We start from the raw sequence: 19,667 nt of genomic DNA on the forward strand, positions 1-19,667 counted from the left end.
AATTTCTACATATATTCTTATATTCATCTGTTTAACATTCTGTTTTTTCCTAAAAGGAGCGTATGTCGCGAACCTTGCACTATTATTTTCTAGTCTTATTTCTATTCCTAATCCTCTTGTTATACCTAATTCTTCCCTTACTTTTCTTTATCAACCTATCTAGCCTCGGCTTGGCTCTTTCACATGCAATTTTGATAATGTGTAACGGACTAATAATTATCATTTTCCCTATCCCCCCTAGATGCAGCTTTAAAAAATGCAAGGAAAATTAATACTCCAAATAACCATATTAAAACCCTCATAGCTCCCCCTAATTATTTAATAACTCTTTTAATACATTTGTTTTTTCTTTTCCCTTTTCTCTTCTAATGCTCTTACCTTCATTTAGAACTGGAGTACACATTTCTAGTAATCTATCATAAGTCCTTTTTCCATATTTCTTCTCTATATCAACTAATTCGAGATTAGTTGTAATTACAGTTGGTAGATTATTTCTATACCTTGAATCAATAATGTTATATATTCTAGTAATTGCCCACTCTGTACTCTGCTCTACTCCTAAATCATCAATGATAAGTAAATCAGCATTTGTAAAGCTCCTAATAATATTACTTTCTCCCTCTTTACCATAAGAGTTATAAGTACTTTGAATTCTTTGCAATATAGCATTTATTCCACATGCTATTACTGGCACTTCTCTACTCATAAGATAATTTGCTATGCAGCAAGTAGCATATGTTTTTCCATTACCAGCATTACCATAAAGTAGTAAGCCAATATTTTCACTTTTCATTTTTCTCCAACCTTGTGCATACTTAGATGTAATATTAAATATTTTTTGATTTCCTTTGCTCTTGTCCCAATTATTAAAAGTTGAATTTAGAAACTGCTTGTCCATAAGGCTATTAGTAAACATTTGATTGAGCCTTATTTGTTTTTGCATTGCTTCTTCCCGTTGTTCTTTTCTTACCTTCTTTTCCTTTGCACAACTACATAAAACTTTAACTCTCATTTTTTTATTAACTATAACTATATCTTTTTCAATAATTTCTCCACATTCTGGACAACTTCCAAGTTGATTACTAAAGACCGATTCCTTCGTCTGCAAGTTTCCTGTTAGAACTTTCATCACACTTTCCACTCTTCTTCACTTCCTTTTTGCCATCTCTTGCCCAATTATCTAAAATACCTTTCATATAGCTATAATTTACTTTAGCTCTATTACTTGCTATAACTGCTGCATCTTTAACCCACTCTGCTCCAAACTCTTCAATATCATTATTTAAATTTTCTGCTAACATAGCTGTAACTCTAAATCCACATTTTTCTATAACTTTAAAAACTTCACTAAAACTACTACTAAGTTCTTTCTCTATATCTTTCTCTATATCTTTCTCTATATCTTTCTCTATATCTTTCTCTATCTCTTTCTCTATCTCTTTCTCTATCTCTTTCTCTTGTCGGACATTTCGGGACAACTTAGGGACATTGTCCCCACCCTCTAACGCTTTTTTTTCTTCTTTTATTTTCTCTCTTTGCAACCTTTTTTTCTCAGCCCACTTAGTTTCTGAACCTATCATATTTTGTGTTTCTACCATAAACAAGGCTCCATCATCTAATTGCTCCATCAATCCTAGTTTTATAAACATATCTGTTGCAACTCGTACTGTATCAACATCTGTGTTAGTTAATGTGGATAACATTTCTGGTGTGTACGGTATAATATTTCTAAACATTAATCTTCCACCATTGTTAATACTTTTAAGAATTAATTTAAGATAGAAATTAACGTATTTATGTCCATTTTGTTGAGCTTCTATAACTTTAACTTCTTCTCTATCAAAAAAATCTGCCTGTAACTTTAGCCAGTAAAATTTATTCCTTGTCATTTTTTCACCCCTTGTTGCTTATAATTTAACTTTTAAATTTAATGTTTGATATCTTTTAGCTGCATGAGCTGTTGGTTTAACATTTAACCAACTCATAATTTTCATATACTCACTAATTTTTTTTGCATCCATCACTTAATCCTCCTTTTCTTTTTTATCTTTTTCAGTTTCTACTAATCTTTTAAGCTCAAGTTTTTCTCTCAAATATTTTTCTTGCAGTTGAAGTAGTTTTTGTGCCTTAGTCATCAGTTGTTCACCTCCTACTTTAATATCTTGTCAACATCAACTCTATATAACTTGCTAAGTATAAAAGCTTTATCACTTGTTAATCTTGCTGCTCCTCTTTCGATAGCATTTAAATGATCTCCTGTGATTTCAAGTTGTTTTGAAACATAATCTCTTGTCAATCCATTTTCATATCTTAATTTTCTTAAGTTCATCTGTTCTCCATTCTCGCAAATATTATTTATATTTATAATTTTATCGCATTATGCGAGAAATTCAAGTATTTTTTTCTTATTTTCCCATTATTTTCTATTTATTAATAAAATACTTATTTTTTTAAAAATATTCTCACATTATTAACCTAAATAAATATTAAATAACATATAAATTCTCGCAGTATTATTGTATTGCGAGAATTTATATGTTATCATTTTGGTATGGATATTTTTAACAAAATATGGAAGGTAGGAGTTTATGAAATGAATAAGGTATTTGCAGAACGTCTTAAAAAATGCAGATTAAATGTAAATTTTACACAGACAGCTTTAGCAAAAGAACTTAAATGTGCAACTGGAGTAATTGGTGATATAGAAAGAGGAGCTAGAACGCCAAGTAAAAACATGGCTGTAAAACTGGCTGATTTCTTTGATACTAATGTAACTTATTGGTTAAATGCTGAAGAAGAGATTAAAAGTTTTAATATTAATTTAAATGCTGAAGTAGATATTATATATCAAAGATTTTTATCAGCTAATAAAATCTCTTCACCACAGGACCTTCATAGAAATGAAGGTTTTAAAAAGTCTATATTAAATATAGTTGAAAATTACTTAACTTTAGAAGAAATAAACAAAGAGCAAGACTAATTAAAGTCTTGCTCTTTCTTTGTTTCTCTATAAAGTTCGAGTTGTTCTCTTAAAACTTTTTCAAATAATATTTTTTTCTTTTCTAATTTAGTGTTCTCATTACCATATACCATATTCTCACTTAATTCCTCAAAAGTTCTTCTCAATTTTTTTCCCCCTCAAAGTGACTAAATTAATTGTCTAGTATTATTATATCATCTATTTTTCTTAAAAATTATTTATATATGGAATTTTTCGACAAATACCCCTCCAATCCCCTCTTTATTCCAATTTTTTTGAGTATTATAATTAAAGCATTCCAAGATTTTTCTGATTTTGTAGAAGGTGGTAAAATATTTAGAATACGAATAATAAGGAAGTTGAAGCATATGAACCAAACTAAATTATCAATAAAATCTAAACTTTCAGTATCAAGAATCTCTGTAATAGAAAATAACTTTCTTGATGCTAAAATGTGGGAACTACTGGCACTTGCTGAAGCCTTAGAGTGTCATGTAATTGATTTAATAGACTTTAAAGTATTAGATAAAGATACTTTGCTGCTATTAAAAAATAAAATTGATGAAGAGCTAGAGTAATCTAGCCCTTCTTTTTTATAGGTTTTGGTAGTTTACTTATAAAACTCACCTTGCCTTTTGTAGTTTCTATAAGATTAAGTGAGCTATACTCTTCCATTTCTTTTAAGTCCTCATATTCATATTCCCCATTTAATTCATCTTTCAAATACTCAAAATCTTCTTTTATAGTGCCTTTTAAAAGCATGAAGCTTGTACCAGCACCTTTTAAACTATAAATTGTATTCTTATCTAGTTGGTCAAGATACTGTCCAGTAAGTACAAATTTCATTCTAAACTTTCTAGTTTGAGTTAATAATGATTCCATATATTTCTCAGCAGTCTTAGTTTGTGAAATTTCATCTATCATCACATGGCACCGTCTAGGCTCTTCATGCAACTCACCTCTAGTTTCACACGCAAGCCAACACTTAGTTACTAAAAAAGTAGTTATAACATTTTTTACATATCTCTTAAATTTAGATTGAGGCATTCTTATTAATATAGCTTTTCCTTGCTCCATGATTTCCACAAAATTAATATTATTTTTTGGGGCTTTATTAAACATTTTCTTTAAATAAAAATCTCTTTTGAGTAAAGTTACCCTATCTAATATTCCTTCTATCTTACTATCTCTAGTTCCTATTTTTTCACTTGGATTATCTTTGGTAGCTTTGCTCCACTCATCTAACTCTAATAAAGTATTAATTTCATCTTGCAATTCTTCTTTTAACTCTTCTGGTATAGTATCAATTATAGTTTCTCTATATCTAAAATCTTGCAAACATTTTATTACTTCTTTAAAAGTGGCTTGGTCATTAAGATATATAATATCAGTACAAGCAGTTAAGTATCTTTCCATCTTAGGACTTAATGGCTCTCCAGCATCATTTATAGAATTTACAAGCTCTAAGGTTAAAGATGTTTTTTTATTTGCTAGTTGCTGCTTATCAAACCAAGTCATATTTTTCGTGAAATTTATTTCATTATATGCTAGTGATTGCAATCCATCTTCTGTACTAAAATCTAATATAACTACTTTATCTTTATCAACTGCTTTTTCTATATCTTTAGAGGCTTCACAATTTTTTATAAAATCTATATGGACCACGCTCTCCTTATTATCTATCGAATATTTAGCATAATTAGCAAAGTAGGTACTTTTTCCACTTCCTTGTCTACCAGCAACATATAAAGGCATTGCTCCAATATCTTTATGGTCCTGTAAAAATGATTCTTGTTTTATACCTTTGCATTTAACTTCACCTAAGTTTATATATCCTTCTCTTAGCTCTTCTGGTACTGGATTTTCATTTACTTTAACTTGCCCTATCTTATTAAAAGCTTTTAAAATAAGCCTTGATGGTATTTGTAAAAAATTAGTACACTCTTGAACTGAAAAAGTATTTATATCAATTCTATTAAATTTATAATCTAAAATATCAAAATCTTTTTTAACTTTTTTATATACAAGCTCATTGTCCTCATCTAAGACTCTATATGCATGAGCGACTGATATAGCGTTATTTTCTCTTCTAGTTGCATCTATACCATCTGTAAGAATAGCTATTTGTCCATCTAGTACGTTTGAATCCTTTTTCTTAGTAGTTGCACCTGATAAAATTTTATTATCCTGTAATGCTGTTGTAAGTGCTTCAACTAGCCCAATATCTTTTTCTTTAATATTTGCACCAAATATTTCACCAACTGTACTCATAATAGTTTCCATTAATCCTAGTAAAAATATTATAGAATTCATTGCCAAAACTTGAACATCTGATTTTTCTCTATTTATATTTTTACCCTCTTTTAAATCTTTGATAGTATCTCTATACTCATTTTCCCAACCTCCGTTAGTCCTTGGTAGAAAATTGTAAATTATAGTTATCCTATCACTTTCTTTCATTATTTCGATAACGGATAATATACTGCTTAAAGGCTCAGCACTTCTTCTATCTACATTTAAACTAAGTGCATCCATTTTCTTATAAGCTACTTGATAGCATTCAACTTCCTTCGTATGCTCCTCTAACTTTTCTATCTCTTCTAAAGTTGCCTTTGCCCATATCTCTCTAATTTTTTCTATAATAATTGCCTTAAAGACCTGAGGAACTAGAAAATAAAAACTAGCCCCTCCATCTTTAATATCTATGATATAGCTAACTTTGAAATTAGTTTCAAACCAAATTTTCTTCTGCTCTATCTTAATTCTTTTGTTAATTGATTTATAAGTATACTTTATAGCTTTAGCAATATTTATTGAGTTATAACTTTTAATAGACTTATCCGGAGTAATTTTAATATATGTGTACTTAGGTTTAGTAAGTGCAAACCATTTTTCTAAACTCATGCGAGTTTCTTTTTTTGCAAACATTACTTTAATGCTCCTAGAACTGCTTGTAAAGTCGCATAAATCATTAAGCTTAAAGTAGTCCATCTTCCACCACTTTTAAATCCAGCTAAATATGCTAATAATCCTCCAATACTTGCAGTTAAACATATATAGTAACTTCCATTCACTAAAACTGTTAATATATATATTCCAGTACTTGCTAGACCTTCTTTAATTGGTTCTAAAATAAAATCCATATTTTACCCCTCCTACGCCAATAATTCTTTTATTAAATCAAATAGCCAAGGCAAAGCATAGAATGCTCCAAATGCTGAAAGATAATGAACTACTATACTTCCTATCTTCTTAGTATTTCCCTCCATCAACGCACTGATAATATCTTTAGTAGCAAGGATTAAGCAAAACCAATATCCCGCAGTTTGAACTATTCCAAGAACTGATAAGCCTAAATTATCTATCTTACTTGTATCGACCGCTAGAGCTTGTGTATTTGATAATACTAAAAGTCCTGATGCAATCATAAATACTACTGCTAATTTATATTCTGACTTCATTACTTTGCCAGCAAAACTTTCTAATTTTCTATCGAAATAAATATCTTCTAAAGTTAATTCTCCTCTTTCAAGTGCAAAAAATTCTTGAAAGCTTAATCTAATATGTTTCTTTTCTAAAAATCTATTAATCATATTTTCCACCTCAGCATGTATAAAAAAATGAAAAGTACAAATACTACTATCATAAAATACAAATTATAAGGGAGTGATTTCTGATGACAACTGGATTAATAATCTCTATGATTGCCATGGCTTTCTCAGCAGGAGCTAGAATTGCCGAATCTCTTTTAACTTAAATTATTAAGAATATATTACGATTTGTAGTATTTGACTAGAATTAAGCAACTTTTAAAGTTGGTATGCATAAGCTATCATGTAGCGTGCTTTAGTAGCGAGTGATAGTTACCTAGCCCAAGTCTATCCAATCAACGGATAGGCTTTTTTTATGCCTTTTTTCTACTAAAGGCTATCTCAACTAGATCACTATAAATCTTATCTCTTAAATCTTTTATTGCATTATAAGATTTATCTTTGCTTATAAAAGTTGCAATCTCTACTGCTACCTGCATTCTTTCACCAAGCTCTTTAAAAGTTAATGTTTTAACTTCTTTATTTTTCATTCTTCAGCAGTCCCCTTTGTAATTGCTCTTAACATTTCAAATGGGATTTTTCCCATAAGTGCATCTTTTATTAATGCTCCTGGTGAACTTAGTTCTTTTAATTTAGCATATGCAGCAACTTCTTCTACTTCATATCTGCTAAACTCTATAATTATCTGCAATCTATTTGCCATTTCTATTTCCTCCGTATCAAATTAGTAAACAAGTGCAATTCATCATAAATTTTTGGTACTCAGCTAAATATTATTGATGCACTATACACATCACTGTTTGCTATTGTAGTACGCTTATTCACTTTGTCCGACTTGCCTTATACTCTACTATATGTCTTAAATTACTTTTTGATACCTATTTTAAAATAAAAATTAATTTTATACGCAAAAATCTTAATTTAGCGATTTAAAAGGTGGGTAGAAGCACTATTTCAAGTGCCATATTTCGTGTACTGGTATATTAAGAGCCTCTGAGATTATTAAAGCTGTTTCTATTCTGCCATCAACTCTTCCAGTTTCTAAATTGTTATATGTGCTTCTACTAATGCCAAGCATATCTGCAAAATCTTTTTGATTCATCATATATTCTCGCATTCTTATTTCCTTAAGCCTATTACCTAAAGCCATACGCACCCACCTTATTCAATTTTAATTAGCTAAATTATAGCACAAGCTATTAATATTAAACTGCTTGCTAATGCCAATGTTAACAGTATATTTATTCTTATTAATGTTTTTTTACACTTATACACTAAATATCACCTCTATGGCATATTATGGACAAGTTGTAAGTTATTTAATCTAACAAAATGCTATACTTGGATCATCATACATATCCTCGTAATCGTCTTTGCTATACTCTCGCTCTTCATGATTTTTAAATTTCATTTGCTTTTCTTTTTTTATTAGCTTATTTTTTTTGTTTGCTGTAATAATTTTATTTGCTCTAGTTGCTGCTATATTAAAATATTCAACTGCATTAATTGCAATTTTTGTTATATATGGAATAGCTCCTGCTTTATTTATATTGCTATAAACTGTTTTAACTCTAAGCAATATAGCTTTCTTAACTATTTTTCTTTTTATAGCTAATTCTTTAATTATTTCTTTTGCAATTGTATCTGCTTCAGATGCACTTATATATATATTATTTATATCTCTAGTTAAGCTTTTAGCTTTAGGGATTTCACTATCACTTTCTAAGCTAGTATTTTCAACAGTTTCAACTACATTTTGACTGTCTGAAAAACTGTCTGAAAAACTGTCTACCTTTCTTACAAGTTTATAAATATGTTTTTGTTTTATTTTAGTTAACTGGATAAGTCCAAGCTCTATAAGTTTTGATAATCTATTAGCTAAAGTATCTTTTGAAATTTTTTCATGATGTTTATGATACTTCTTTAAAAAGCTTCTATATGATACTTCTAATTCTTCTACTTGAGCATCTCCAAACTGTTTTAGTAGATATGAGTAAACTGACATAGTTGAATATCTTATTTTATCCTTTTCTATTTTTGTATTAAATAAATTTTTTTCTGCATCTGTAAATGCTCTTAAATATCTTTTTTTCATTTTCATTCTCCTTTTTTTATCAAAAAAAAGACCTCCAGTAAAATAATATTTTACTAAAGGCATCGAATGTAAAAAAATTCTATTGCAAATTCGTTCTAAATTTACTATAATAAACGTAAGTTTAAAACAAATGAATAATCATTTTTTTAGTTCTTCAGCTTTTAATAAGTATTACGAGTACTTGCTAAGAGTTAATTCTTACAAATGGTCCTAAACCTAAGTGAGAATCGAAGGACTTTTTTTTATGTAATTTTTTATTAAGTTAAGTATAATACTACTGAATTGGAAATGCAAACATAATTTTATAAATTTTTTATTAAGTTATCCACAATGGCTATTTTAGTATGTGTGGATAACTTTTTTATTATTATGTATTGGTAAAATTTGTAAACTTTGATATACTTAGTTCAATAATGGATAACAAGGATGTGTGTATTGTATGGCTAAGAAAGACGTTGTAAGCAAATGCAAACATAAAGTTAATAAAACTCGAACGATTGCTTTTAGAGTTACAGAAGAAGAGTATAGAGCTTATTGTAGTAATAAAGAAATGAAAGAGCTTATAATTAAATATAGCAGAGCTTGTTTAGCTGGAGTTTATATGCCTAAATTATAAATGTTGTTATTTGACGATAAAAAACACTTAATAACGTTATAAAAGGTATTCACAAGTAACGTTATTTAGAGTATAATAACACTATATAGTAATTCAATAAAAAATCACAAAATACATTAGGAGGTATTTATGAGTAAAATAACTAGAATATTAAGCGTTGATTTAGGAAATTATAATACTAAAACATCTAACAAGGTCATTTTTGAAAGTAGATTTAAAAAAGTTGGTATAGCTGAGGAAGTATTTGGAGTAGATTATCTTATACTTGAAGATGAAAAGTTTCTTATAGAGCAGGGAGCTTGGGACTTAGATTATGATAAGACTCTTAAAAATTATAAACCTTGTTTACTTGCAGCAATAGCCAAGTCTTATGGAAAGACTGTAAAAACTATTGATGGAATAGGGTTAGTTTTAGGATTACCGTTAACACAACTTAAAAATAAAGATAAACTGATAAATGATTTGCAAGGAAAGCAGTTTGAAATTAACTATAATGGAGTTAAAAAAGTTATAGGAATAGAAAAAGTTGCAGTAGTTGGTGAAGGATTCTCATCTGTTTATACTTTAAGTGAGAGTGAAAGAAATGATGATATACTTTTAGTTGACTTAGGCGGTAGGACTGCAAACATAGTTGATTATAGCTCTGGAGCAGTTGAAGATACTGGAACAATTCCAAGTGGTTTATATGATTTCTATGAAGAAGTACAAGCAAAATTATTATCTGATACTGATATAAAGATAGAAAAAGTAAGAAACTTAGTTGATAAGAAAAAAGTAGATGAAGATAAAGTAAAAGAAATAAAAGTAAACTTTATAAATGAACTAGCAAATAACCTTAAACCTTATAATCCGCAATTTAAACAACTTTGGTTTACTGGTGGTGGAAGTGCTACTCTTAAAGAGGAAATTAAAGATAAATATACTGATGCAAAATTCGTAAATGATGTTTTATTTAGTAATGTTTTAGGGAATAAAATGATTGCAGAATTAAATTGGGGTGAATAATATTGGCTGACAAAAACGGAAGAGAAAGACTGAGTATGTATTTTAATATTAATAATGAAAAAGAAATGAAGCTTTGGAACTATTTAAGTGATGAATATAGTAAAAGTGCATTTGTGAAAAAAGCTATCGAAGAAAAAATGAATAGAGAACTTAGTGGAGAAAAAGCTCCTAGGAAGATAGAGCATATAGAAGAACCTAAAAAAGAAATTGAAGAACCAAGGGAAGAAAAAAAGATTAAACTTAATAATGATGATAAGAAAAGTATAAATAATCTTACTGGTGGTTTTTAATTAATTTGAGTAGTAGAAATACTACTCTTTTTTATTTGAAAATATTCCTGTGAGGAATATTATTGATAATAAACTTGTCGTGGAATCTGCATTTCAAGACTTGTTTTCCAAGAAATTTAGTTGAGCGTATCGAGGGCAGTTTTGCCCTCTTTTTTTGATAGTACAACTATGCTTATTTTCTCTAAAAAAATTTCGCAGCGTAATTATGGTTTTTTAGCCTTTTTTACTAGATGGTGCGTAGTCCATACCAACTTTTTATTTTTATATAGCTGGAGCTATTGAAATAACTTGATTTAGAAAAAAACTGACTCACCCACTTTTATAAATTTGAAAAAACAGAAAGTGGGCTACCCCACTTTTTGAAGAAAATTCATAAATATATTAAAAAGTGGGCTACCCCACTTTTGATAAAAAAAAACAGAAAGTGGGCTACCCCACTTTTGATAAAATTTATGCGTAAAAATTCAATATTACGCTGTAAAAAATAAAGTTTTAAATGTATGAAAATAGGGTAGTATTTAAGTATAGAATTATATTGTCGAATGTTTGTCGAACGCTTTTTATAATTATTTTATTAAAACATATTGACTCGAATTCGCGTCAATGGTATTATATAAATATAGCAAATAACAAAAAAAAAATACGAGAAAGGAGATAATAATTATGAATAAAAAGCAACTTATTGAAAAGTACAATGTAGCAGTAAAATATAACTGCTCAACTAAAGTATATGAGGTATATGAAACAACTGAAAACACAAAAGTAGAAATAACTATGAGAGCTAAGACAATTGATGAATTAAATTTAGAATTAATGGAAAAATATAAGTTCTAGATATAAAAAGCCTTGCTAGGTGGCTTAAACCTAGCTTTTTATCTTAACTATATGGTATTAATAGTTGGAGGTAGCAATGAGTAAATTTGATGATTTAGAAAGAGCTTATAAAATATTAAAAATATTGAAAACGGCGAAAGATATAACCAGAACTGATTTGGTTATAAAATCAGGGATAAATCAAACGTATATAACAAAATCTATCGAAGTATTAAGAGAAAAAGGATATAGAATAGATACAGTTATGGGTGGAAACGGCGGATATGAATATCATGGGTATGAAAAACAAATTTCTGAAAAAAATTATAGATTAAAAGATAAAGAGATAAAAAGTATTATTAATTTATATAAAGTTGGAGTAGGAATAAAAGAGATAAAAGAGATATCAAATAAATCAAAAGAAAGTATTTTTTACAATTTAAAAAAGAAAAATATAGCAACAAATCGAAAAAATAAAGTGAATGAAGCAAGATATAAAGAACTTTATGAGAAAGGTTATAGTTTAAAAGAAATAGCTGAGATATTAGGTGAAACTTATGAAAATGTAAAATCTAATATTTATAGATATATTGATTCTTCAAATAGAAAAAATAAAATAGATAAAGTTAAAGTTATAGAATTTATTAAAGAGAATCAAGGATTAAAAGGTAAAGAAATATCTAAAATATTAAAAGTTTCAGAATCCACTATTTCATTTTATAGAAAAAAAATATAAATTAGAGGTGATTATAATTTATGAGATTAACTGAAGTATTTACTTTAAGAGAAATAGAACAAGTATATGGGCTTAAAGTAGATAAAATTAAAAGTTTTCTAAGACGAGGAGCAGATGGCTGGATTGAAAATATAGATTATAAAAAATCTGGTGGAACTTGGCTAGTAACTAGAAAAGCCTTAATAGATAAATTTGATATTGATTTAAGTCCAGATGATGAATTATTTTTATAAAAAGGAGGAATTAATTTGAAAAATAAAAAAGTGAAAATTGAAAATATCGAGAATTTATTTGAAGAAAAAAGTGATTTTACTGAAGCGATATGCAAAACTTGGATTTGGAATAGTTATACTGATGAAGAAATTGAATTAATAGAATTTAGAAGTTCTAAATTTGTTGAGTTAGCGATATTGAAAATAGATATTGATATACTTATTTTCAGTAAAGTTTGCGATGAAAAAACAAGTTTTATAAGATTGTATGAATTTGATATTGAAAAAATAAACAATAGTTTTAAATAAAAAAAGCACCAAACTCGAAAGTAAGGCACCTAATATATCTCGCAAATATATTATACCTTACTTTTGAGTAAAAATAAATAAAGGTAGGTATAAAAATGGATTATAATATTAAAGAAAAAGATGTAGTTGTAAGACTTGCCGTAGAAGAAGTAGAAATATTTAGAGATAATATAAACTTAGAAAATTTTATAATAGAAGAAATTGCAGATGAAGTAATATATATTTATAAAAGTGCTGATGAAAATTTAACTGAAACTGATATCGAAATTATCGAAACTGAGTTAGCGAAAATTGAAGAGATAATCGAGGAAAATCAAGAGGATTATTGCTATGAAAACTAAATTAGCTGATAGAGAGATAAGTACAGTTGAGATAAATGGATTATATGAAGTAGCAGTTAAATTAACTACAGAATGGTTGATAATAGGCTCATACGACTACGCTAGAGCGATTAAAGAGCATAAAGCACTAGAAACTTATAGCATAGAAAAAATTATCTTTAGATTAAGATATTGGAGGATATAAAATGATAATAATATTAGAGAATGAAAATGAAAAATTTACTTTTGATGTAGATTTTGAAGAAAATGAGATAATTACTATTCAAAAACTAGCTGATGAATTTATGAAATATAATGATGAAGATTGTGATTTGCTAGATTCCTGTCTAGTTTCAGAATTAGCTAAATATAAAAATTTTGGAATTACTGTAGAAAATGATGATAAAGATGAAGAAATTGAATTTACAATTTTCTTTGAAGTAATAGAACTTTTTGAAGAAGAAGTAATAGATGATCACTTTAGGGATAGAGATTCACTTGTTAGATTTAAAAAAATAGAGTTTGATTTTAAATAGAAAAAAGGCTAGTAGAAATTAATCTACTAGCCTTAATTTTTTGTACTTATTCGCAAAGGTGTACTTAAGCGAATAACCTTTATTTAATTGCTAAAATAGTGTTTACTCCTAAATCTTGCAACCTTCCTTGCTCTTTAATTGCATTAGATTTAACTGAAAATGCTCCTAATTGAACTTTCCAGTACCCATCTATAAATTTATCAAATGATTTAATTCCTAACTTTTTAAGCCTAGCAACTTCTTTTTTAGCATTACTTTTAACAGAATATGCCCCTCTCTGTAAAGTCCATAAAGTAGTATCTACTGGTGGCTTAGGTGCTATATAATTCTTGCCAACTACTGCTTTAAAAATAGATCTAGAAATTATTTCAACATCAAATTTTTGCATATCGCCTTTATTACTTATAAATCCAAGCTCAACTAAAACTGCTGGTGCTTTAGTATCTCTTAAAACTTTAAAATTAGCAGTTTTAACACCTCTATTATACCATCTAATATTTTTTACTAATTCATGTTGTATTTTTTTTGCATATTGATAAGCTTGCCCATTTGTAGATATAACAAAGCACTCTACACCATTTGCAGATACTTTAGAAAAAGAATTAAGGTGTAAATGGATAGTTAAATCTAAAGGCTGTGCATTAGCCTTATTACAAATAACTTGCAACTGATAATTAGCACTTGAAGCTTCATCGCAACTAATATCTATTGCTGTAAATTTATTTTCTTTAAACATTTCTATAAGTCTATCTTTAACTTTTCTTGCTTCAACCTCCTCTCTAAGTCCATTTCCACTTGCTCCTACTGCTCCAATAAGAGCATGACCACCATCAAATCCACCTCGATTAATCATTCTTCTTCACCTCTTCATTATTTTTAATTTCTAAGTTATCAATTTTATTGATATAAACATCTAAACCTTTTATCAAGAATTTAGGCAATCTAGCACCTATTTCAGTTAGATTTTCTAAAATAGAATATAATTCTTTAATGCACATAAATAGCATTACTATAAAAACTGGAAGTGTAGTTGCTGGTATAAATTTTGTAACTAGAACTGCAATAATTAAGATAAACATTTCAGCTACGCTTGCAAACAATCCATCTCTAAGCGTTCTGCTCTTCATTTTCCCTAGTTTAAAAGATTTAATTATCCCAGTTAGAACATCAAGTCCTACAAATATTGAAAATAATTGATATAGTACAGATAGCTCAATTTGTTGCATTAAGCTTGTTAGTTGATTAAAAAAATCCATTTTATTACCCCTTTTCTTTTTAAATTTTTGTATAAAAAAAGAGCTTGTACTTCTACAAACTCTGATTTATTAATTTGATAATTTATTATATTCATTTTCGATAGTTGATTTTGAAAGTGTAAAGTAACGCTCCGTAGTCCCTAAACTCTCGTGTCCCATGAGTTGCTGAACAACTGGCATACTCATACCACCATCAACCTTATGAGTGCAAAATGTGTGTCTAAGCTTATGAGGATAAACTCTGTTATTAACTCGTTTCCCTATCGCTGATACTATTTCTTCAAGCCTTCTTATTCCTAAATTTTTGTAAGGCTTTATAGTTGTACAGAATACATATTCAGACTCAAATCCTCGCTCTTTAAAATATTTAATTAAAAGAATTTTAGTTTTATAGTTGAAAATCACTATACGCTGCTTATTCCCTTTTCCAGTAACTTTAACCTGATTAGTATTAAAATCTATATCTCTTACTCTTAAAAACTCTAATTCTCCTACTCTGCATCCAGTTGATGCTAAGAATTCTATTACAACTCTTTCTCTAATATTTATACAAGCCTCTTTTACAATTTCTAATTCCTCTTTAGTTAATCCTTCTCTTAATTTTTTATCAATTCGAGGTTTTTTAATTTTTTTAGTTGGATTATCTGTGATTTTATCGTTCTCAAATAACCAAGTGAAGAAATTTTTAGTTATTGTAATTCTAGTTGATAAAGTAGTTTTTGCTATATTGAAGTTTGCAAAATAAAGAGTTAAATCTACTTTAGTTATAAGATTAACTGGCTTAATAATATATTTAGATAATCTCACTAATTCATAAGAATAGTTTCTTAAACTCTTATCAGACAAGCCTTCGAATTTCTTAGTTAAAATAAATTCTCTTATATGCTCCATCATATCCGAAGCTATTAAAGAAGTACTTAACTCTGTAATTTGATATTCATTTAATACCTCTTCTAAAATACTTTTTAATTTTAATTGTTCTTCAAAATTGTCTGTATATTTCCCAACGACTCTGATTATAATACTGTCTATGCTCATGCTGCGACCTCCTCTTTTGTATACTCTAATTATATCTAGAATATTGAAAGTTTGCTTAAAAGTGGAAGTAGCAACTAAAGCTATATATTAAATTAAAGTATTTTTATAATTAATTAAATTATCTAAAAGTATATTTTCTTTTATTTCAGTTGGAAGGATCATTGGGCTTAGAATACTAATAAAAGTATTAACTAATAATAAAGTCCCTTCTCTTAATTTTCCTGTTTCTTGTTTCTGATTTATGCTTTCTCTTTTCATTGCAGCAATAAATTTTGGCACATCAACGGGTGCTTTAAATTCAAGTCCGCAAGGTACAGAATTTTCGCTTAAAGTGTGCGTCAAAGGTTGAAATGTTGTCAAGTTTAGTTGACTGTTTTGGATATTAGTTTGATGGATAATTGGAGTTTCTAACTCATAACAAATTGATACGTTTAATTCCTTGATTTTAATTTTAATTTCTTCTGCTGTAAGTTGCACTCCTTTGTTTATGTTTTCAAATGTACCTCTAAGAAGTAGATTCTCATTATTCCTCATAATACCTATGCAAACCTTTGTTGCTTCTGCATTACCCCAAGGTAGTGCATAAGAGCATTTGTCGGCAATTCCGTTTCTTGAGGTGCTTGGAAATTTTTTTATCTCATCAAAATTTAAAATTTGATAGTTAGAGTAACCATCACTTAGACCACTGTTCATAACTTGGTATCTATCAAAATTACTTATATTATATATAGTTTTATTTTGAACTATTTCAACAAATCCATTAGCCCCAGCTCTTACGAAATCATCTTTCTGTAATCCAGTAGCTCTCATGCTTTCAGGAAGTTGAATTTCAACAATACTTTCTTGATAGGGTTCGTAATCTGTTGCTATTATTGTGCTAACTATTATATTTTTTATAGTAGCATTAACTGTTGCTGGAGTATTCCAAGTAGTAGTTAAAAATATTCTAACTTCATCATAATCAAGAGTATCAACAGCATCAAGCCATGCTATTTTTAAAGTCGAATTATAAGTATATATAGATACTCTATCTACCTTAATACCATTCTTAAAACCCCAAAGCGAATAGAAGTGATTGTCTACTAAAGCACCTTCTACAACTGAATTTATAAATAAATCATCAGTAGATTTGAATTTCTTTTTGATACCACCTAAATCTATATTAAGATAGCTTGGCAAATCTCCATTTATTATAATATTATTATTTTCAAGTTTTACTGAACCATCAGGGACAGGTTTTGAAGTTGATATCTCTTTTAGATTCAACATATTAACACCTATTGACTTAACCTTTACAACTCCACCCTCTGCCATACCACTAGACACAATAGGAGCAGATGTTGCGGAGATTTCATCATAGCCACCAGTAGTATTTCCTAAGATTTTTAAATCTTGAATATGTCCATTTACGCTATTTTCCACGCTTACTGCTCCGACTCCTACAAAGTCCAAATATTTATAATCCATATTCTCTAACATTTTAGCTTCACGATAGTTAAGTTCTTGTAGAAGATTGTCGGATTGACCTCTTGCCCCTATAATTTCGCTCCTAATCAATTCTCTAGCGTTTTCTTGTTCTATTCGTATATTTTCATTAGCTTGTCTAGTTTCTTCGTTAGAAAGCCTTGTGAGTTCATTAGCTTGTCTAGTGCTTTCGTTAGTTTTTCTAGTATTTTCATTTGAAATTCTAATAGGTTCTTCTCTTTTTGTAGTATCTAAGATAGTTATATAGCCACTTTCCTTAATACTTTTATCACCAAGAATAGATTTTCCGACTTTTATAAAGAAAGATGATGAAGTTATTGCACCAATTGCATCTTCAAAAATTAACTGTAATTTTACTTCACCTTCTTGTTTCACAACGGAATCTCTTAATTTAATTTTAACTAAATTCCCCTTAGCTGATATATTTTCCGCTTGCTCTATCGGATAATTACAATTTTTCGCTTTAGCTGCAAGTATTATTTTTTGCCCTTCCACGCTAAAAGGAATAGAATTTTTAATTATTTCTAACTCTAGGTTAATATCATCATTTTCCATTATATTTAGCAAATACCCATAATTTTGTGATACATCTATTTGCAAAATACTCTTTTTATTATTAATCATTTTATCACCTTCCTCTTAAAAAATTGCATAGATTTTAAATAATATCTGCTGCAAAATTCATTGATTTTTATACTTATTTTTTTATTTAAAGTAATTTCTAAACTTTTAATTTGCTCTTTTAATAAATTAATTTGTTCCTGTTGTTCTTTAATCGCTAAAGATAAATTAGGGATAATTAAACTTGCAACTGGCTCTAATACTATACTTCCATCATTTTGTTTTACTTCTCTAACTAAATCAGAATTATTTTTTTGTAAATCTTGTGCTATATATCCACAATCTACAAAATCGCTATTTTCTTTATAGTTAAAATTAAAATGATTTATAGAATTAATTAAGTCCAAGCCTATTTTTTTATTAGAAGCTGGCTTAGAATTTCTATTAATTCTATTAATATTTTCTTTTAAATTAGCGTCTGAATACCAAATATCAACGCCAAAAACGTGATTGGATTGATACCCAGCAATTTCTAAATATTGCCCATTTTCACTTTTTTGAATAGCTATTTTATCTACTTTTATATAAGCATCATTCGACCTTTTTATAAGCCCCTGATTATTAGAATATATTTCACCTCCAGCTCTGATTTCATTATCGAAATAACCCGTCGGAGCAACTCTAAAACTACCTATTCCATCCCAACTAGGGTGCGTTTCAGGTACGTAAAGGTGCCTTATATAAGTATTTCCATCACAAGCCATCGTCCCATTTGGAGCCATGTAAAATAATTTTGTTCCTCGAAAATTACAACCCGTTATGTCAATAGCTTCAATTTCCCCAGTTTTGATATTTGAACCTGAAATAATAGTCCTTCCATCCGTTAAATTTTTAAATTCTACAAGTCCATGCAGTTCTAAAAATTTAGCTGCAATTTTAATTTTTTCTGAAGTCATATTAATTTTTGCTACTATTTCATCATTTCCAACTTTTTCTTTAACTTCTAAATCAATTTTATTAGCTTTTTGCTCTATTTTAGATATTTCATATTTAGTATTTTTATCATTTTCAGTTATAGTACTATTAACTTTTTTAATTTCTAATTTTTGAATTGCATCAAGAGCTTTAGTAAATTTTTCTTTATAGTTAGCACTTGCAGTTTTATAAAGTTCCGTTTTAGAATTTATAAGATTAATTTCTATATTAGTTATAAGAGAATCAGTTATACCATCTAAAATAGCCTTTTTAAGAGCATTATAGCTAGTTGATATGCCAGTAGATGCGGAGATTAATTCGGACTTTGCAGTTCCAGTAAGGGAACTATTAGCAATGATTACGGAATATTCTTTATCTATATCAGCTTTTTCTTTTTCTAAAGAAACTAATCTTTCATTTATGCTATTTGCTTCAGCTTCACTTATAATTCCATCTTTAAAAGCTCCATTCATTTCTGTTTCTAAATTTAAATGTGAATCTATAATATCATCAAATTCCGTATCAACAACTATTTTATAATCATTAATAGCTTTATTGATTTTATTATTCGTAATAGTTTTATTATCATAATTTGCTTCTACGGTTAGCGTAATTTTATCAGCTTTTTGTTCAATTAATGACATTTTTTTTGTTGTTGAAACTTCTAAATCTTTTACTTTTTTAGTTCCAATAATATCAATAGCTTTAGTAAATTTTTCTTTATAATTAGCACTTGCAGTTTTATAAAGAGTAGTCTTAGCATTTATTAAATTAATTTCTGCATTAGTTATTAAACTATCCGTTATACCATCTAAAATAGCCTTTTTAAGAGCATTATAGCTAGTCAAAAGGGAAGATGACGCGGAGATTAATTCGGACTTTGCGACTC

28 protein-coding genes are annotated in these 19,667 nt (G+C 28.3%); 12 read left to right on the forward strand and 16 right to left on the reverse strand.

Features of this window, described 5'->3' with window-relative positions; all coding sequences use genetic code 11:
- Positions 1-310: 310 nt before the first annotated feature.
- The 3 genes from Q0V15_RS05905 to Q0V15_RS05915 all read right to left on the reverse strand — a co-directional run bounded on the left by Q0V15_RS05905 (position 311) and on the right by Q0V15_RS05915 (position 2,329).
- On the reverse strand, positions 311-1,141 hold the full coding sequence (locus Q0V15_RS05905; RefSeq protein WP_297436959.1) for an ATP-binding protein: 831 nt from the start codon (positions 1,139-1,141) through the stop codon (positions 311-313).
- Positions 1,083-1,889, reverse strand: coding sequence for a phage replisome organizer N-terminal domain-containing protein (locus Q0V15_RS05910; protein WP_297436961.1), 807 nt, complete (start codon positions 1,887-1,889; stop codon positions 1,083-1,085). The genes Q0V15_RS05905 and Q0V15_RS05910 overlap by 59 nt, the downstream gene beginning before the upstream one ends.
- Positions 1,890-2,149: 260 nt before the next feature.
- Complete coding sequence (locus Q0V15_RS05915) at positions 2,150-2,329, reverse strand: helix-turn-helix transcriptional regulator (protein WP_297436963.1); 180 nt, start codon at positions 2,327-2,329, stop codon at positions 2,150-2,152.
- A gap of 264 nt (positions 2,330-2,593) precedes the next feature.
- On the opposite strand from Q0V15_RS05915, the gene Q0V15_RS05920 reads away from it, so the two are divergent.
- Positions 2,594-2,980, forward strand: a complete 387-nt coding sequence (locus Q0V15_RS05920; RefSeq protein ID WP_297436965.1) for a helix-turn-helix domain-containing protein — start codon at positions 2,594-2,596, stop codon at positions 2,978-2,980.
- Here Q0V15_RS05920 and Q0V15_RS05925 read toward each other — a convergent pair.
- Positions 2,977-3,126, reverse strand: a complete 150-nt coding sequence (locus tag Q0V15_RS05925) for a hypothetical protein (RefSeq protein ID WP_297436967.1) — start codon at positions 3,124-3,126, stop codon at positions 2,977-2,979. The two genes, Q0V15_RS05920 and Q0V15_RS05925, sit on opposite strands and share 4 nt — an antisense overlap.
- Positions 3,127-3,255: 129 nt before the next feature.
- On the opposite strand from Q0V15_RS05925, the gene Q0V15_RS05930 reads away from it, so the two are divergent.
- The gene (locus Q0V15_RS05930; RefSeq protein WP_297436969.1) at positions 3,256-3,558 is read left to right on the forward strand and encodes a helix-turn-helix transcriptional regulator; all 303 of its coding nucleotides are present in this window, start codon (positions 3,256-3,258) and stop codon (positions 3,556-3,558) included.
- A gap of 1 nt (position 3,559) precedes the next feature.
- On the opposite strand, the gene Q0V15_RS05935 is transcribed toward Q0V15_RS05930, so the two are convergent.
- The 7 genes from Q0V15_RS05935 to Q0V15_RS05965 form a co-directional block, all read right to left on the reverse strand.
- Positions 3,560-5,908 carry a hypothetical protein gene (locus Q0V15_RS05935; RefSeq protein ID WP_297436971.1) on the reverse strand — a complete coding sequence of 783 codons (2,349 nt, stop codon included), beginning with the start codon at positions 5,906-5,908 and terminating at the stop codon, positions 3,560-3,562.
- Positions 5,908-6,123 carry a hypothetical protein gene (locus tag Q0V15_RS05940; RefSeq protein WP_297436973.1) on the reverse strand — a complete coding sequence of 72 codons (216 nt, stop codon included), beginning with the start codon at positions 6,121-6,123 and terminating at the stop codon, positions 5,908-5,910. The genes Q0V15_RS05935 and Q0V15_RS05940 overlap by 1 nt, the downstream gene beginning before the upstream one ends.
- A 12-nt stretch (positions 6,124-6,135) precedes the next feature.
- Positions 6,136-6,582, reverse strand: coding sequence for a hypothetical protein (locus Q0V15_RS05945; protein WP_297436974.1), 447 nt, complete (start codon positions 6,580-6,582; stop codon positions 6,136-6,138).
- Positions 6,583-6,884: 302 nt separating this feature from the next.
- A complete protein-coding gene (locus Q0V15_RS05950) occupies positions 6,885-7,061 on the reverse strand; it encodes a hypothetical protein (protein ID WP_297436977.1) in 177 nt (58 codons plus the stop codon).
- A complete protein-coding gene (locus Q0V15_RS05955) occupies positions 7,058-7,234 on the reverse strand; it encodes a hypothetical protein (RefSeq protein WP_297436979.1) in 177 nt (58 codons plus the stop codon). Before Q0V15_RS05955 ends, Q0V15_RS05950 begins: the two co-directional genes overlap by 4 nt.
- A gap of 246 nt (positions 7,235-7,480) precedes the next feature.
- Positions 7,481-7,681 (reverse strand): helix-turn-helix transcriptional regulator, encoded by a 201-nt coding sequence (locus Q0V15_RS05960; protein ID WP_297436980.1) that lies wholly within the window; start codon positions 7,679-7,681, stop codon positions 7,481-7,483.
- 174 nt (positions 7,682-7,855) lie between these two features.
- A complete protein-coding gene (locus Q0V15_RS05965) occupies positions 7,856-8,626 on the reverse strand; it encodes a hypothetical protein (protein WP_297436982.1) in 771 nt (256 codons plus the stop codon).
- 439 nt (positions 8,627-9,065) lie between these two features.
- Here Q0V15_RS05965 and Q0V15_RS05970 point away from each other — a divergent pair, with 439 nt between their 5' ends.
- The 10 genes from Q0V15_RS05970 to Q0V15_RS06015 all read left to right on the forward strand — a co-directional run bounded on the left by Q0V15_RS05970 (position 9,066) and on the right by Q0V15_RS06015 (position 13,463).
- Positions 9,066-9,242 carry a hypothetical protein gene (locus Q0V15_RS05970; protein WP_297436984.1) on the forward strand — a complete coding sequence of 59 codons (177 nt, stop codon included), beginning with the start codon at positions 9,066-9,068 and terminating at the stop codon, positions 9,240-9,242.
- Between the two features lie 129 nt (positions 9,243-9,371).
- Positions 9,372-10,247, forward strand: coding sequence for a ParM/StbA family protein (locus Q0V15_RS05975; RefSeq protein ID WP_297436986.1), 876 nt, complete (start codon positions 9,372-9,374; stop codon positions 10,245-10,247).
- Positions 10,248-10,249: 2 nt separating this feature from the next.
- Entirely contained in the window at positions 10,250-10,537 is a 288-nt protein-coding gene (locus tag Q0V15_RS05980; RefSeq protein WP_297436988.1) for a hypothetical protein, read from the forward strand.
- A gap of 663 nt (positions 10,538-11,200) precedes the next feature.
- The gene (locus Q0V15_RS05985; protein WP_297436990.1) at positions 11,201-11,371 is read left to right on the forward strand and encodes a hypothetical protein; all 171 of its coding nucleotides are present in this window, start codon (positions 11,201-11,203) and stop codon (positions 11,369-11,371) included.
- A gap of 76 nt (positions 11,372-11,447) precedes the next feature.
- The gene (locus tag Q0V15_RS05990; protein WP_297436992.1) at positions 11,448-12,086 is read left to right on the forward strand and encodes an HTH domain-containing protein; all 639 of its coding nucleotides are present in this window, start codon (positions 11,448-11,450) and stop codon (positions 12,084-12,086) included.
- A 20-nt stretch (positions 12,087-12,106) separates the two neighbouring features.
- On the forward strand, positions 12,107-12,319 hold the full coding sequence (locus Q0V15_RS05995) for a helix-turn-helix domain-containing protein (protein WP_297436995.1): 213 nt from the start codon (positions 12,107-12,109) through the stop codon (positions 12,317-12,319).
- A 15-nt stretch (positions 12,320-12,334) separates the two neighbouring features.
- The gene (locus tag Q0V15_RS06000) at positions 12,335-12,607 is read left to right on the forward strand and encodes a hypothetical protein (RefSeq protein ID WP_297436996.1); all 273 of its coding nucleotides are present in this window, start codon (positions 12,335-12,337) and stop codon (positions 12,605-12,607) included.
- A 95-nt stretch (positions 12,608-12,702) separates the two neighbouring features.
- Positions 12,703-12,948, forward strand: a complete 246-nt coding sequence (locus Q0V15_RS06005) for a hypothetical protein (protein WP_297436998.1) — start codon at positions 12,703-12,705, stop codon at positions 12,946-12,948.
- Positions 12,938-13,132, forward strand: coding sequence for a hypothetical protein (locus tag Q0V15_RS06010; RefSeq protein ID WP_297437000.1), 195 nt, complete (start codon positions 12,938-12,940; stop codon positions 13,130-13,132). Before Q0V15_RS06005 ends, Q0V15_RS06010 begins: the two co-directional genes overlap by 11 nt.
- Position 13,133: 1 nt before the next feature.
- Entirely contained in the window at positions 13,134-13,463 is a 330-nt protein-coding gene (locus Q0V15_RS06015; RefSeq protein WP_297437002.1) for a hypothetical protein, read from the forward strand.
- A gap of 79 nt (positions 13,464-13,542) precedes the next feature.
- Here Q0V15_RS06015 and Q0V15_RS06020 read toward each other — a convergent pair whose 3' ends face one another.
- The 5 genes from Q0V15_RS06020 to Q0V15_RS06040 all read right to left on the reverse strand — a co-directional run.
- On the reverse strand, positions 13,543-14,316 hold the full coding sequence (locus Q0V15_RS06020; protein WP_297437004.1) for an N-acetylmuramoyl-L-alanine amidase: 774 nt from the start codon (positions 14,314-14,316) through the stop codon (positions 13,543-13,545).
- Complete coding sequence (locus Q0V15_RS06025; RefSeq protein ID WP_297437006.1) at positions 14,309-14,719, reverse strand: phage holin family protein; 411 nt, start codon at positions 14,717-14,719, stop codon at positions 14,309-14,311. Before Q0V15_RS06025 ends, Q0V15_RS06020 begins: the two co-directional genes overlap by 8 nt.
- A 69-nt stretch (positions 14,720-14,788) precedes the next feature.
- The gene (locus tag Q0V15_RS06030; protein WP_297437008.1) at positions 14,789-15,757 is read right to left on the reverse strand and encodes a tyrosine-type recombinase/integrase; all 969 of its coding nucleotides are present in this window, start codon (positions 15,755-15,757) and stop codon (positions 14,789-14,791) included.
- Between the two features lie 87 nt (positions 15,758-15,844).
- On the reverse strand, positions 15,845-17,866 hold the full coding sequence (locus Q0V15_RS06035) for a BppU family phage baseplate upper protein (RefSeq protein ID WP_297437010.1): 2,022 nt from the start codon (positions 17,864-17,866) through the stop codon (positions 15,845-15,847).
- The coding region (locus Q0V15_RS06040; RefSeq protein ID WP_297437012.1) for a tail fiber domain-containing protein at positions 17,863-19,667 on the reverse strand (1,805 nt) is incomplete at its 5' end. The genes Q0V15_RS06040 and Q0V15_RS06035, both read right to left, overlap by 4 nt.

Source organism: uncultured Clostridium sp., assembly GCF_947036855.1.
Classification (GTDB): Bacteria; Bacillota; Clostridia; order Clostridiales; family Clostridiaceae; genus Sarcina.

What these genes read in the sequence shown, in the direction of transcription:
- Q0V15_RS05950 (WP_297436977.1), bottom strand. Translation starts at nt 7,061, where the DNA reads ATGAAAAATAAAGAAGTTAAAACATTAACTTTTAAAGAGCTTGGTGAA.
- Q0V15_RS06010 (WP_297437000.1), top strand. Translation starts at nt 12,938, where the DNA reads ATGAAAACTAAATTAGCTGATAGAGAGATAAGTACAGTTGAGATAAAT.
- Q0V15_RS05965 (WP_297436982.1), bottom strand. Translation starts at nt 8,626, where the DNA reads ATGAAAAAAAGATATTTAAGAGCATTTACAGATGCAGAAAAAAATTTA.
- Q0V15_RS06035 (WP_297437010.1), bottom strand. Translation starts at nt 17,866, where the DNA reads ATGATTAATAATAAAAAGAGTATTTTGCAAATAGATGTATCACAAAAT.
- Q0V15_RS06005 (WP_297436998.1), top strand. Translation starts at nt 12,703, where the DNA reads ATGGATTATAATATTAAAGAAAAAGATGTAGTTGTAAGACTTGCCGTA.
- Q0V15_RS05985 (WP_297436990.1), top strand. Translation starts at nt 11,201, where the DNA reads ATGAATAAAAAGCAACTTATTGAAAAGTACAATGTAGCAGTAAAATAT.
- Q0V15_RS05995 (WP_297436995.1), top strand. Translation starts at nt 12,107, where the DNA reads ATGAGATTAACTGAAGTATTTACTTTAAGAGAAATAGAACAAGTATAT.
- Q0V15_RS05940 (WP_297436973.1), bottom strand. Translation starts at nt 6,123, where the DNA reads ATGGATTTTATTTTAGAACCAATTAAAGAAGGTCTAGCAAGTACTGGA.
- Q0V15_RS06015 (WP_297437002.1), top strand. Translation starts at nt 13,134, where the DNA reads ATGATAATAATATTAGAGAATGAAAATGAAAAATTTACTTTTGATGTA.
- Q0V15_RS05960 (WP_297436980.1), bottom strand. Translation starts at nt 7,681, where the DNA reads ATGGCTTTAGGTAATAGGCTTAAGGAAATAAGAATGCGAGAATATATG.
- Q0V15_RS05910 (WP_297436961.1), bottom strand. Translation starts at nt 1,889, where the DNA reads ATGACAAGGAATAAATTTTACTGGCTAAAGTTACAGGCAGATTTTTTT.
- Q0V15_RS06030 (WP_297437008.1), bottom strand. Translation starts at nt 15,757, where the DNA reads ATGAGCATAGACAGTATTATAATCAGAGTCGTTGGGAAATATACAGAC.
- Q0V15_RS06025 (WP_297437006.1), bottom strand. Translation starts at nt 14,719, where the DNA reads ATGGATTTTTTTAATCAACTAACAAGCTTAATGCAACAAATTGAGCTA.
- Q0V15_RS05975 (WP_297436986.1), top strand. Translation starts at nt 9,372, where the DNA reads ATGAGTAAAATAACTAGAATATTAAGCGTTGATTTAGGAAATTATAAT.
- Q0V15_RS05935 (WP_297436971.1), bottom strand. Translation starts at nt 5,908, where the DNA reads ATGTTTGCAAAAAAAGAAACTCGCATGAGTTTAGAAAAATGGTTTGCA.
- Q0V15_RS06020 (WP_297437004.1), bottom strand. Translation starts at nt 14,316, where the DNA reads ATGATTAATCGAGGTGGATTTGATGGTGGTCATGCTCTTATTGGAGCA.
- Q0V15_RS05920 (WP_297436965.1), top strand. Translation starts at nt 2,594, where the DNA reads ATGAATAAGGTATTTGCAGAACGTCTTAAAAAATGCAGATTAAATGTA.
- Q0V15_RS05990 (WP_297436992.1), top strand. Translation starts at nt 11,448, where the DNA reads ATGAGTAAATTTGATGATTTAGAAAGAGCTTATAAAATATTAAAAATA.
- Q0V15_RS05970 (WP_297436984.1), top strand. Translation starts at nt 9,066, where the DNA reads ATGGCTAAGAAAGACGTTGTAAGCAAATGCAAACATAAAGTTAATAAA.
- Q0V15_RS05915 (WP_297436963.1), bottom strand. Translation starts at nt 2,329, where the DNA reads ATGAACTTAAGAAAATTAAGATATGAAAATGGATTGACAAGAGATTAT.
- Q0V15_RS05955 (WP_297436979.1), bottom strand. Translation starts at nt 7,234, where the DNA reads ATGGCAAATAGATTGCAGATAATTATAGAGTTTAGCAGATATGAAGTA.